The sequence below is a fragment of the Bradyrhizobium glycinis genome, from assembly GCF_016031655.1.
GTDB classification, from domain to species: Bacteria; Pseudomonadota; Alphaproteobacteria; order Rhizobiales; family Xanthobacteraceae; genus Bradyrhizobium; species Bradyrhizobium glycinis.
This window is the reverse complement of record NZ_JACCHQ010000011.1, coordinates 125,432-138,282: the sequence shown is the minus strand read 5'-3', so window position 1 is coordinate 138,282 and position 12,851 is coordinate 125,432. Positions and strand designations below refer to the sequence as shown.

The 12,851-nt window shown below is 64.1% G+C and carries 11 protein-coding genes and 1 pseudogene; 3 read left to right on the top strand and 9 right to left on the bottom strand.

The genetic code is table 11. From position 1 onward, the window contains the following. Positions 1–11: 11 nt before the first annotated feature. Positions 12–797, bottom strand: a complete 786-nt coding sequence (locus tag HZZ16_RS18085) for a helix-turn-helix transcriptional regulator (protein WP_197950104.1) — start codon at positions 795–797, stop codon at positions 12–14. Positions 798–918: 121 nt separating this feature from the next. On the opposite strand from HZZ16_RS18085, the pseudogene HZZ16_RS18080 reads away from it, so the two are divergent. Further along, positions 919–1,997 (top strand): annotated as a pseudogene (locus HZZ16_RS18080) (quinone oxidoreductase family protein). 93 nt (positions 1,998–2,090) lie between these two features. Here the strand turns inward: HZZ16_RS18080 and HZZ16_RS18075 are convergent. The 8 genes from HZZ16_RS18075 to HZZ16_RS18040 all read right to left on the bottom strand — a co-directional run bounded on the left by HZZ16_RS18075 (position 2,091) and on the right by HZZ16_RS18040 (position 11,041). Continuing rightward, positions 2,091–2,795: an ABC transporter ATP-binding protein gene (locus HZZ16_RS18075; RefSeq protein WP_197950102.1), complete on the bottom strand. Its 705-nt coding sequence runs from the start codon at positions 2,793–2,795 to the stop codon at positions 2,091–2,093. Between the two features lie 7 nt (positions 2,796–2,802). Further along, positions 2,803–4,083: a lipoprotein-releasing ABC transporter permease subunit gene (locus HZZ16_RS18070; protein WP_197950100.1), complete on the bottom strand. Its 1,281-nt coding sequence runs from the start codon at positions 4,081–4,083 to the stop codon at positions 2,803–2,805. Positions 4,084–4,173: 90 nt separating this feature from the next. Further along, positions 4,174–5,493, bottom strand: a complete 1,320-nt coding sequence (gene proS / locus HZZ16_RS18065; RefSeq protein ID WP_197950222.1) for a proline--tRNA ligase — start codon at positions 5,491–5,493, stop codon at positions 4,174–4,176. A 164-nt stretch (positions 5,494–5,657) separates the two neighbouring features. Continuing rightward, positions 5,658–7,220: a copper resistance CopC/CopD family protein gene (locus HZZ16_RS18060; protein ID WP_197950098.1), complete on the bottom strand. Its 1,563-nt coding sequence runs from the start codon at positions 7,218–7,220 to the stop codon at positions 5,658–5,660. Continuing rightward, on the bottom strand, positions 7,220–7,738 hold the full coding sequence (locus tag HZZ16_RS18055; RefSeq protein ID WP_197950096.1) for a YcnI family protein: 519 nt from the start codon (positions 7,736–7,738) through the stop codon (positions 7,220–7,222). The genes HZZ16_RS18060 and HZZ16_RS18055 overlap by 1 nt, the downstream gene beginning before the upstream one ends. A 29-nt stretch (positions 7,739–7,767) precedes the next feature. Then, positions 7,768–8,301: a copper chaperone PCu(A)C gene (locus tag HZZ16_RS18050; protein ID WP_197950094.1), complete on the bottom strand. Its 534-nt coding sequence runs from the start codon at positions 8,299–8,301 to the stop codon at positions 7,768–7,770. A 68-nt stretch (positions 8,302–8,369) separates the two neighbouring features. After that, positions 8,370–10,580 carry a TonB-dependent receptor family protein gene (locus HZZ16_RS18045; protein WP_197950092.1) on the bottom strand — a complete coding sequence of 737 codons (2,211 nt, stop codon included), beginning with the start codon at positions 10,578–10,580 and terminating at the stop codon, positions 8,370–8,372. A gap of 86 nt (positions 10,581–10,666) precedes the next feature. Next, a complete protein-coding gene (locus HZZ16_RS18040) occupies positions 10,667–11,041 on the bottom strand; it encodes a DUF2946 family protein (protein WP_197950090.1) in 375 nt (124 codons plus the stop codon). A gap of 480 nt (positions 11,042–11,521) precedes the next feature. On the opposite strand from HZZ16_RS18040, the gene HZZ16_RS18035 reads away from it, so the two are divergent. Then, the gene (locus HZZ16_RS18035; RefSeq protein ID WP_197950088.1) at positions 11,522–11,683 is read left to right on the top strand and encodes a hypothetical protein; all 162 of its coding nucleotides are present in this window, start codon (positions 11,522–11,524) and stop codon (positions 11,681–11,683) included. Between the two features lie 138 nt (positions 11,684–11,821). Beyond that, positions 11,822–12,844, top strand: coding sequence for a sugar ABC transporter substrate-binding protein (locus HZZ16_RS18030; protein WP_197950086.1), 1,023 nt, complete (start codon positions 11,822–11,824; stop codon positions 12,842–12,844). The last annotated feature ends 7 nt before the right edge of the window (positions 12,845–12,851 follow it).

The window sequence follows — 12,851 nt, the reverse complement described above, 5'->3', positions numbered from 1 at the left end:
GCCTGCGTCGATCAGTCCCTACCATCAACCGGCGTATAGATCACGAGCTTCAGCGCCGGGTCGTCGTTGGCCTGGAAGCTGGTGTGCTCGAAGTGCAGCACGCCCTTGGTCGGATGGTGCATGGTCTTGCTGCCCGAGATGGTGCTGCGGATGTCGTGCGCCTCCCACCATTCGACGAATTCCGGGCTGCCCTCGCGCAGTCGCGTCAGCAGCTCCGTGAAGGCGGGATCGCCGGCCCAGACGTCGTGCGTGGCGCGGAACATCGCGACCATGCGCTTGGCGACCTCGGTCCAGCTCGCGCCGTAGAATTTTCTAGTCTGCTTGTTCGTCAAGACCAGCAGCAGCGTATTGCGATCCCGCTCTGGGAATTGGCTAAAGCCAAAGACCTCCTCCGCCGCCGCATTCCAGGCCAGCACGTCCCAGCGCCGCCCGGTGATGTAAGCCGGCTGATGCAGACTCTCGATCATCCGCCGGATCGACGGTGGCACGATTTCGCGCGTGAACGCGCTTCTTGCACCATCACGGGCCAGCGCCTTCAGATGCGCATGCTCCGTCTTGCTGAGACGGAGGGCCCGGGCCAGCGCATCCACGGTGGTGACGGACGGGCTGACCGTGCGGCCCTGCTCGAGACGGACGTACCAGTCGACGCCGATGCCGGCGAGCTGCGCGACCTCCTCGCGGCGCAGCCCTGCGGTGCGCCGACGCCTGCCCATCGGGAGTCCGACCGCTTTTGGCGACAGCTTTTCGCGGCGGGACCTCAGGAAATCCCCGAACTCGACGCGGCGTGGATCGGCCATTGATTTCGCTCCTCGATGGAGGGCCCTCGGAATACTAGGATAATACCAGGCCTTCCTGCCGCACAACAGCCCTCGCATATTCCGTGCACCTCACAATGAGGTGCGAACGAAGGTCAACATCATGAAGGCTGCCGTACTCAAATCTTTCGGATCCCCACTGGTCGTCGAGGAGGTTCCCGAACCTGTGCTCGGCACCGGCGAGGTGATCGTCGATGTCGTCGCCACCGCGTGCTGTCCTATTCCAACGAGGTGTTCAGCGGCCAACGCAAATACGCGTTGGACTTGCCCGTCATTCCCGGAGCCGGCGGCGTCGGCCGCGTGCGCGCGATCGGCCCGGACGCAACGAAATTGTCCGTGGGCGACTGGGTGCTCTGCGATCCGACGGTGCGCTCGCGCGACGACGCGATCGCTCCCGACATTCACCTGCAGGGTGTGAGCGCGCGCGGCGAAGGCGGCATGCGGCTGCAGAAATATTTCCACCACGGCTCCTTCGCCGAGCGGATGAGGGTGCCGACAGAGAACGTGACGCGGCTCGGCGAACTCAGCGAGGCCGAGGCCACCCAATGGAGCGTGCTCGGCACCATGCTCGTGCCCTATGGCGGCTTCCTTGCCGCAAGGCTGCAGCCCGGCGAGACCGTGCTCGTGAGCGGTGCGACCGGCAATTTCGGCAGCGCCGCCGTGGCCGTGGCGCTCGCGATGGGCGCGGCCTGTGTCGTGGCGCCGGGCCGCAACGAGAAGATGCTCGCCGAACTCGTGCGTCGCTATGGCGCGCGCGTCAGGCCGGTGAAGCTGACGGGCAACGAGAATGACGACCGCGAGCTGATGAAGCGCGCGGCGCCTGGCCCCATCGATTGCGCGCTCGATATTATGCCGCCCTCCGTCGCCACGACGGTGGTGCGCGCCGCGATCATGACGGTGCGGCCCAATGGCCGTGTCGTGCTGATGGGCGGCGTCAACATGCAGGGCGGCCCGGGCCTGGAGCTGCCCTACAACTGGATCATGCGCGAATGCATCACGATCCATGGCGTCTGGATGTATCCGCGCGATGCCGCGGCTCGCCTGATCGCGCTGGTGCGCGCGGGGTTGCTCAAGCTGGAGGAGTACGAGACCACAGCCTTCGACCTCGATCATGCCAACGAGGCCGTGGAGCACGCAGCGGCCAATGGCGGGCCGTTCAAATTGACGGTGATCAGGCCTTGAAGACCGAGGCGGCGGCGGAGCGCCGCCGCCGAATTTTTTCGCAAGTCCCACCAAGCACTTGGCTACTGTGCATGGGGTTGTTTTCGAGGTTTCTTAGTCGAGCTCGACCACCTGGCCGTGCGACAGTGAGACCCGCCGGTCCATGCGGCCGGCAAGCTCCATGTTGTGGGTGGCGATCAGCATCGACACGTGCGTCGCCTTGACCAGCTGCATCAGGGCCTGGAACACGTGCTCGGCTGTCGCAGGATCGAGGTTGCCGGTCGGCTCGTCCGCAAACAGCACGCGCGGCGCGTTGGCCACTGCGCGGGCGATGGCGACACGCTGCTGCTCGCCGCCCGACAGCTCGGCCGGGCGATGAGTGATGCGGTCGCCGAGCCCGAGATAGCCCAGGATCTCCTTGGCGCGCTTGACGCTCTCGGACTTCTTCAGGCCGCGGATCATCTGCGGCAGCATGACGTTCTCGAGCGCCGAGAATTCCGGCAGCAGCCGATGCGATTGATAGACGAAGCCGATATCGGTGCGGCGCAGCTGGGTGCGCTCAATGTCGGGCAGCTGGGAGGTCGGCGCGCCCGAGACGTAGACCTCGCCGGAATCGGGCGCTTCCAGCAGTCCCGCGATATGCAACAGCGTCGACTTGCCCGAGCCAGACGGCGCCACCAGGGCGACGGACTGCCCGGCCCACAGCGCCAGCTTGGCGCCGTCGAGGATCGTCAACGGCACCTCGCCCTGCAAGTACTGCCGCTTTATCTCGTGGAGATAAATGACCGGTACATCTTCCGCCCCCTGCTGCTGCTCCATCAGGCCCTCACTCGTACCGCAGCGCTTCGACGGGATCGAGGCGCGCGGCGCGCCACGACGGATACAGCGTCGCCAGGAACGACAGCGTCAGCGCCATGATGACGACGGCCGTGGTCTCGCCGACGTCGATCTCGGCCGGCAGTTTCGATAGGAAATAGAGCTCCGGCGAGAACAGCTCGGTCGAGGTCAGCCAGGACAGGAACTGCCGGATCGATTCGATGTTGAGGCAGATCACGAGGCCGACGCAGAAGCCGACCAGCGTGCCGACCACACCGATCGAGGCGCCCGTGATCAGGAAGATCCGCATGATCGATCCCTGCGAGGCGCCCATGGTGCGCAGGATCGCGATGTCGCTGCCCTTGTCCTTCACCAGCATGATCAGGCCGGAGACGATGTTGAGCGCGGCGACCAGCACGATCATTGTCAGGATCAGGAACATCACGTTGCGCTCGACCTGGAGCGCGTTGAAAAAGGTCGAGTTGCGCTGCCGCCAATCCACCAGGAAGATCGGCCGGCCCGCCGCCTCCGTCACCGCCTTGCGGAAGGCGTCGATCCTGTCGGGATTGGTCGTGAACACCTCGATCGAGGTGACGTCGTTGCTACGGTTGAAATAGGCCTGCGCTTCGGCGAGCGGCATGAACACGAAGCCGAGATCGTACTCGGACATGCCGATCTCGAACACCGCGACGATCTTGTACGGCTTGATGCGCGGCGTGGTGCCCATTGGCGTGACCGCGCCCTTCGGCGCCACCAGCGTAATGCTGTCACCCGCATGCAGCGACAGCTGGTCGGCGAGGCGCCGGCCGATCGCGACGCCCTGCCCTTCGTCAAACCCCTCGAGCGAGCCCTGCTTGATGTTCTTGGCGATCGAGGTGAGGTTGTTGAGATCGTCGGAGCGGATGCCGCGCACGAGGACGCCCGAGGCATTCCATGGCGATGACGCCAGCGCCTGACCGTCAACCACCGGCGCCGCGAGCCGGATGCCCTCGACCTGGCTGAGGCGGTCGGCAACGTCCTTCCAGTCGGTCAGCGGCGATTCCAGGGGCTGGACCAGGATGTGGCCGTTCAGCCCGAGGATCTTGTCGAGCAGCTCCTTGCGGAAGCCGTTCATCACGGCCATGACGATGATCAGCGTCGCGACGCCGAGCATAATGCCGAGAAAGGAGAACCCGGCGATGACCGAGATGAATCCCTCCTTGCGGCGCGCCCGCAAATAGCGCGCCGACAGCATCCACTCGAATGGCGCGAAAGGCGCGGTTTGCACGGTGTCGGTCATGGTCTCATCCATCGCTCGATAATCCCATGATTCGGGGTCAATTGTGGCCGGATTGGCGGCCGCGATATCGCGCGATGAACAATATTCAGCCGACCAGCCTTGTCAGCCCACGAGTCTTGCGACCGCGTCTGCAGGCGACATGGTCTCGCGCGCGCCGTCGCTGCGCCGCTTGATCTCGACCTTGCCGTCGGCGAGCCCCTTCGGCCCGATCATGATCTGCCAGGGGATGCCGATCAGGTCGGCGGCGGCGAATTTGGCGCCGGCGCGTTGATCCGTGTCGTCATAGAGCACGTCGACGCCTTTGGCCGTGAGCTCTGCATAGAGCTTCTCGCAGGCCGCATCGACCGCGGCATCGCCCTGCTTCAGGTTGAGGATCGAGACGCGGAACGGTGCCACCGCCTCCGGCCATTTGATGCCGGCATCGTCATGGCAGGCCTCGATGATGGCACCTAGCAGGCGCGAGACGCCGACGCCGTACGAGCCGCCATGGATCGGCACGTCGACGCCGTCCGGCCCCGCCACCAGCGCCTTCATCGGCTCGGAATATTTGGTGCCGAAATAGAAGATCTGGCCGACCTCGATGCCGCGGGTGTTCACCCGCTTGTCCGCGGGCACCTCCTGCTCGAACCGCGCGGCGTCGTGGACGTCTTCGGTCGCCGCATAGAGCGAGGTCCATTGCTTGATGATCGGCGTCAGGTCGCTCTCATAATCGACGTCCTCGCCCGGCACTGGCAGGTCCAGCACGTCGCGATTGATGAACACGCCGGATTCGCCGGTCTCGGCGAGCACGATGAACTCGTGGCTGAGATCGCCGCCGATCGGGCCGGTCTCGGCGCGCATCGGGATTGCCTTCAGCCCCATCCGCGCGAAGGTGCGCAAATATGCGACGAACATCTTGTTATAGGCGACGCGCGCCGCGGACTCGTTGAGGTCGAAGGAATAGGCGTCCTTCATCAGAAACTCGCGGCCGCGCATCACGCCGAAGCGCGGACGCTGCTCGTCGCGGAATTTCCATTGGATATGATAGAGATTGAGCGGCAGGTTCTTGTAGGACTTCACGTAGGCGCGGAAGATCTCGGTGATCATTTCCTCGTTGGTCGGCCCGTACAGCAGCTCGCGCTTGTGGCGGTCGGCGATGCGCAGCATCTCCGGGCCGTAGGCGTCGTAGCGGCCGCTCTCGCGCCAGAGATCGGCGAGCTGCAGCGTCGGCATCAAGACCTCGATCGCGCCGGAGCGATCCTGCTCCTCACGCACGATCTGCTCGATCTTCTTCAGCACGCGAAACCCGAGCGGCAGCCAGGCATAGATGCCCGCAGCCTCCTGCCGGATCATGCCGGCACGCAGCATCAGCCGATGCGAGACGATCTCCGCCTCTTTCGGATTTTCCTTCAGGATGGGCAGAAAGAACCGCGACAACCGCATGGTCATACTCTGGGAATCAGTGATCGCCTGCAGTGAAACCGGATTGGGAGCGAAAACACAAGACGGGATTGAGGAAAAGCCGCTAACGCGGCGAAATACCTGTCATTTTTCCGTTGCCTTCAGGTTTGACTTGAGGAGCAGCGTGCCCTGCAAAGCGGGCGAGCCTAGGGCGGCGGCACCTCGACTTCATCCGCAAGCGAGACCTTCTCGAAATCGCTCACGAGCGCTTCGATCCGGATACGCCAGCGGCCGGCGAAGGGCAGCTCGACCTTGCGCACGTGCCAGTAGCCATCGGGCCCGAGCGAGGCGTCCCGCTCCATCGGCTCGATGCCACGCTCGGGCAGGCTGAGGGTCAACGTCACCTCTTTGGCCGCCAGGGGCGTCCCCTCGCCGGTCATGAGCTGGAGCACGAAATCGTCTTTGCCGACGTTTCCAGGAGACACCAGCACCTGGAACATCGCCTTGTCGCTGTGGATGTGGATCGCCAGAGGCGTCTCCGGAACAATCGTTCGCGGCGGCGGCGTGAAGCGCCAGCCGGCGACGACGGCGAAGATGGCGAGGGCGATCACGCATTCGAGGAGGATCGAGCGCTTCAGGATGACCTGGGCACCGCGATCACGTGCGAACGCCGGAGTGAGGCGGAAGCGGTTGAGCGCCGCAAGTGCGAGCAGCAGGAGGACCAGCGCGAGCTTGATCGAGAGGATGAGGCCGTAGCGGGTCTCGACCAACGCCGAAGCTTTCTCGAGCTGAACAATCGCAAGGACAAGGCCCGTCAATGCCAGCACGCCGACCGCCGGAGTGGCGATGCCCGAGAAGCGGCTCACGACGGCAAGTGTTGCTGGCGTCGGCTTCGACAGCAATGCCGCCAGCGGAGCAAGAGCGCCGATCCACAGCGCAACGCACAGCCCGTGAAGAAACATCGCCGCTCGCATTATCATTTGAGGGGGCGCCGTTGCGGCGTGCCCGCTCATGGCAAGCGACAAGCCCACACCGACCATGGCAATGATCGCAAGCGCCCGCGAAGACCATGCGCTGCGCAGCGCCAGCAGAGCGAACAGCATCGCGGCGGCGGCAACAAGAAACGCGCGGCCGGCGCTGGTTGCGACCGCGACCTTCCAAGGCGCGGCCGTCGCGAGCGCCGCCGGCGGCAGGCCGAGGAGATCGAGGCCCAGCGCGCCGAGAGAGACCACCGCGCTCGGGAGGCCGACGGCGAGCGCCGCGCGCGGCACGGTCGTGCCTGTCAGCGACCGAGATATCCAGCGCGCGAACCACACACCGCCGACGCCGACGAACAGCCCGAGATAGAGGCCGACACGCGCCAGCCAGATCAGCGCGCCCAACCAATGGTCCGCACTCGCGGGCGGCTTCGTCTCCGACGGCGTGCCGACCGAAAACATCACCGAACCCACGACCGGATGGCCATCCTGCGAGACCACGCGATAGCTGACGACCGCTGTCCCCTCAGGCAAATCCGCCGGCATCGCCACGGAAATCGTCTCGCCCGACGCACTGACACGCGGATCGTCCCGCACCCTGCCCGCCCCGTCGATCAGCCGGATCGCGCCCGGCGTCACCGGCTCGTTGAAGCGCAGCTCCACCACCTCCGGCGCGGTTGCCAGCGTGCTGCCGCTCGCCGGCTCGACCGAGATCAGCGCCGCATGCGCGAGCGCACCACTCGCGAAACCGACAGCGAAGAGCAGCGTCGCGAGCGCGGCGAGGAGACGCATCAGGGTTTCGGCAGGAGCTTCACGCCAGGCGCCGGCGACTTGCCCTCATGCGAATGCCCTGCCCCCTCGGTAGGGATCTCGATCCAGCGGCTGACGCCAGTCTCGCATTCCTGAACCACAGGAAAGTACAGGGTCGTGTTCGGCTTGAGCCTGTCGGTCAGAACCGTGTGCATGATGAACTCGTCATAGTTCTTGTCCGGCAGCTTGCCGCCGGACCACGCCACCTCCTTGACGCCGGACGAGAGCTTATTGCCGTGATAGTCGTATTCCCCGGCATATTTGCCCTCGACGAGGTCGATGATCCAGCCGGCCTTCGGCATCGGCTTCACCGCGATGACCCCTTCCGGAATCTGCACGCGGATCTTCACCGTCGGCGAACCCGCGCAGCCATGCGGCACGGTGAAGACCGCCTTGTAGGACGCGCCGATGATGGCTTGTTTGGTCTCGAGCGAGACGTGCGCCGCCACTGGTGATGCGGCCAGCGCTGCTATCAGGATCAGGCAGGATCGCTTCGACATATTCGGTCTCCCGAGAATCCAGAACAGTGTCATTTCATCTTCATTCCCGAATGATCCGGCATTTTCTTCATGTCCATGTGACCCGAGTGTCCGCCATCGCCCGGCGCCTGCGCGCCGACGCCCTGGACGTCGAGGGCAACAGTGACCTTTCCGGCCTTCTCGAACTGAAGCGTCACCGGCACCTTGTCGCCCTGCTTGAACGGTCCCTTCAGCTCCTGAAGCATCAAATGATTGCCGCCGGGCGCGAGCTTCACGGTCTTGCCGGGATCGATCGCCAGTCCCTTGTCGAGCGGGCGCATCTTCATCACGCCATTGTCCATCGCCATCTCGTGAATTTCGGCCTTGCCTGCGATATCGGCGGACACGCTGACAAGCCTGTCGGCCGCGTTGCCCTTGTTTTCGATGGTCAGATAGCCGCCGGCGACCTTGGCGCCGCCCGGCGTCGCCCGGCTCCAGGCCTGCGAGATGACGAGATCGCCGGTCTTGACGTCCTCGGCTGCGCCCCCCGCGCTGGTGCCAAGCAGCATGGCGACGGCGAGAAGTGATAGCTTGATCCTGTTCATTTGGTTCCCTCGGCTTTGATCTGATCGAGCATGGTCGGTCGTGGTGGTTTTCGGCAGCCTCAGTGCGCTTACCATCGATACCTCATTCCGGTGTAGACGGCCCGGCCGGCGCCTGGCTCAAACAACGCCGACGTCGCGGTGGCGCGATCGATGATACTGGCGCTTGCAATGTAGGTCCTGTTGGTGAGGTTTCGACCCTCGATATAGGCGGAGAACGGCCCGCCATTGTCGAAGCCCGCTTTCAATCCGAGCAGCGCATAGGACTCCGTCGTCAACGTGTTCATACTGTCGACAAAATAGGCTTGCGGCACCCATTCGACGTTCGGACCAGCGTAGAGCCCGGTCGGATGCTTGTAGAGCAATTCGGCGCGCAGATAGTGACTTGGCGCACCAGGCAGCTGGTTGTTGCCGAACCTCGTGTCGCTATCGAAGCGAAAATCGCTATAAGTATAGGCGATGTTGAGCCACACCTTGTCGGGCGCGCCTCCTGTCACGAAGATGTCGCGGAAGATTGCTGCCCCTGCCCCAGCCTCCACGCCCTGGTGGAAGGTTCGGTCGGCATTGGTCACGTTGCAATTGCCGAAGGCGCTGTAGAGGCACAGCAGCTCATCGTGGATGTTGGCGCGATAGGCCGTCAACTCCCACGTATAGTCGGGCCGTCTCATGCGCGTCCCGATCTCGTAGGTCGTCGCAATCTGCGGGCGGATGCTGGTGAACGGAATCGTCGGAATGCCAGGACCGCGCGCGCTCTCGCCGAAGCTCGGCACTTCGGCGCTACGCGAAACGTTGGCGAAGGCCTGCCACGTCGGGTCGATCTGCCACAGCAGGCCCGTCTTCGGCGACCAAAGATCAAAGCGGGTTGCTCCCGACTGGTCGCCGTCGCTAAGAAACCGGTCCCGCCGATTGCGGGTCGCATGCAGAAATTGCGTGCCGGCAATCGCGGCGACGTTGGGCAGAAAGTAGAAGCTGTCCTCAACGTAAACCGAGGTGTTCTCCGAGCGATCGAACGACGACGACAGCAATGCCCCCTTCTGTCCCGCAATGTTGGCGAATTGCTGATTGTCGATGCTGCCATTCAACAGGTTGATGCCCGCGACCAGCCTGTTGCGGTAACCGCCGATGATGCGGTCGTCCGTAACCTTCGCGAAGCCGCCGTAATCCTTGTAGCGATAATCGAGCCACTGGAAGATCGGATGCATGAGGTGCCGGTCGACGCCGAAGGCGCCGAACTCGAGCCTGGTGTCGTCGAAGCGGATCGTCGTTTTGTTTGCCAGCCTGACCGTGTCGATGTTGCGCTGCTGGTCCAGGGCAACGTTCGCTTCAGCCGCGGCCTCCGGATTGGTCAAGGCAGACGCCTTGGTGACGGTTCCTGGAATGCGCTGCCGCACCTCGTTGGCGTTGAGATAGAACCGCGTCTCGAAATCCGGCGAGAACTGGTAGCCAACATTGCCGCTCACGCGGTTGCCCGAGCCAAAGCCGTGATCGCGGAAGCCGTCCGTGGCCTGCGTCGATGCGGTGACGAAACCATCCCACGGCCCGTTGACGCCCCCTGCATTGGCCTGCAGTCGCCTGAAGCCGAAGGCTCCCACGTCGAGCGAGACGCCATTCGGAAATCGGTCGCGTCCCGATGGCGTCACGAAGTTGACGGCGCCTCCCAGCGAATTGGCTCCGAACTGCAGCGCATTCCCGCCCTTGTACACCTCGACGTATTTGTAGGCGGTCGGGTCGATCTCCTGGAAATCGCCGTAGCCGTCCGCCGTGTTGATCGGGATGCCGTCCATGTAAAGCTGCACGCCGCGCAGATGGAAATTGCGCGACAGGCCGGATCCGCGGATCGAAAGCCGCGTGTCGTCGCCCCATTTCGGCTGCGCAAACACGCCGGGCACGTAGTCCAGGACATCCTTGATCGTGCTGGCGGGAGTCGAATTCCGGTAGGCCTCCGCTGTGACCAGCGCTACGCCGCCCGGCGTCTGGTTGATTTGGCTCAGCGCCTGCTGGGCGGTGAGAACGGTCAGGGCACCAGGGCCGGGGCCCCCTTCGGAAGCTGCCGTCGGTTGCGCAGGCGCAATTGCAGGCGCGCGGGCCCGCGTTGATCGCGCGGTCGTTCGCTGTGCGCGGGCTGGTGAGGCCCGCTTCTCCCGCGGCGCGTCAACCGTGACGGGGGGAAGCTCGCGTCGGTTTTCCTCTGCGATTGCATTGGACGGCACAACGAGGGCAGAAGTTGAGGCAAGCAGAATTCCGGGTGCGGAAAGCAGTCGAAAGAAGCCCGAACGAGGCATGAGGTCATTCCTGATGCCGGCAGAGAGCCGGCGCATTGCGATCCCCGGCACGGCCGAAGCCGGCTCGGAGTTGAAGGTTTCGCGGATCAGGAAATGCGAGGGGGAGCGCGTGCCCAAGCGCTCGAACCGTCGACGGCGGCGAGGACGGGTGCGTTCGCCACGTGCCAGACGATGCGGGCGATGGGGCGGACGGGAGTTGAGAACGGCGCATGGGGCGGCGCGTCAAGCGAGGCGTCAGCATGCGCGAGGCAGCAAAGCGCACATGTGCCAGCTTTTGCGGCCGGCGTCCCGGTCTCATCGACCGGGCCGCCCTGCTCACTTGCGCTGTGGCAGATGACGCCTGCAGAGAACGGATCGGCCGCAGCCTGGCCGGCCGCGAGACAGGCGGCGATCGGTGCCAGCACCTGCATCACCAGGGCGAGCAGGACCAAGGGCAGGAATTTTTGCAGGCGCGCGCGCATCCGCCGGACCATTCGTTCGTGCGCTAACTAATCACCCGGATGCAGCCGAGTCGAGGCCAGTTCAGCCGCCTGCTTGGCCCTGCGCAAACTGCCCGAAAACTTTGGTCGGGCGACCCCACCCTCCCGTCGGCCGGCATCTAAGGCAGGGGAAACCGCCCGGCCATCCACAAATTTCTTATACTTGTCATATATTTAGGGGACCGGAAGCCCGATCGTTTCGTCAGCTGCTCCTATTTTGAACATTCGTTGCCGAAAATGATGACAAGTGAGAAAAGTTGATCTAGCATCCCTCTTGCTCAGGCGCTGACCGCGAGGTCGAGGCCTAGTGGTCCAAGTCTCGGGAGGAGCCCCTGGCGCGCAAAACGCAGCGTCGCCCCGTCAATCAAGATCAATTCTTAAGATCGGGGATAATAGGGTCGACACAATTTTTGAGCGGGGCCAGGGCCCCGCTCTTTTTTTGCCCACGCGGCTGAACTGTCGATGAACGCGGCCATTCATCTAATCCAGGACAGATTCGAACGTGCCGCCTCGCGCTGCGCCGAAGTTACGCCGCTCGTTGATCAAGCTCCGTTCGAACCGCATCCGGAAACGCAGGCGGCATTCTCGATGTGGCCGGCGAGTGCGGCGGGAATTTCCGGCTGATCGCCTCGCACGATGCACTCAGGCTGCCGCGATCTCGCGGCTGATTGAAGATTGAGTGCGAACAACTCTTGTGAGAGACTTTCGGACATCGGTAGCGCAACCAATGACGCGCCGACGACAAATATATGGGAGCGAGCGATGTCCGGGACGAAAGATTTCTCGACGACGAGGCGCGATCTTCTTCAGGCGGCAGCGACCGCCGGCGCCGGAGCTGCCCTCCTCGGCAGCATGGGCATAAACCCTGCACTGGCCGCCGAGGTCGGACGCAGCGAAAAGCCGCTGAAGGCGGCCTTCTCCAATGCGGGCCTTCAGGCGACCTGGTGCGCGCAAGGCAAGCAGGCCGCGGAATTCTGGGGCAAGCTGTTCAATGTCGAGGTGACCTGGTTCGACGGCCAGCTCGACGCCGTGAAGCAACGCGCGGCGATCGACAACATGGCCTCGCAGAAATGGGACTTCGTCGCGATCCAGGCCTTCGGCATCGGCACCCTCACCCAGCCGGTACAGAAGATGATCGACGCCGGCACGCCCGTGATCGACATGGACACGCTGATCGCGCCACTCGATCAGATCAACGTCCATTCCTTCCTCGCTCCTGACAACGAGTTCATGGGCGCCTCGGTAACGCAGGCGCTGTGCAACGCCATGGGCGGGAAGGGCAAGATCATCATGACGCAGGGCGCGCTCGGCCATACCGGTGCGCAGGGCCGCGCCAAGGGCTTCAATTCGGTGGTCAAGCAATTCCCGGGCATCGAAGTGCTGGACACCCAGCCGGCCGATTGGGACGTGTCGAAGACCGCCCGCCTCTGGGAAACCTACCTCACAAAATACCCGCAGATCGACGCGGCCTTCTTCCACAATGACGACATGGCGCTCGCCGCCTACAACATCATGAAGGCGCGCAATCGTACCAACATCCTGATCGGCGGGGTCGACGCCATGCCGCCGGCAATCCAGGCGGTCAGCGAAGGCCGCATGTTCGCGACCGTCCGCAATCCGTCCTGCCGCATCCATGGCGGCGCGATCGTCGCGGGCGTCTCCGCCGTGGTCGGCGGCGAGAAGAGTGGACAGGGCATCCCGAAGAACGTCGTCACCGATGGCCCGGTCGTGACCAAGGCCAACGCCGCCGGGATGCAGTGGATGCAGGATCACTTCCTGATCTGAGCCTCCA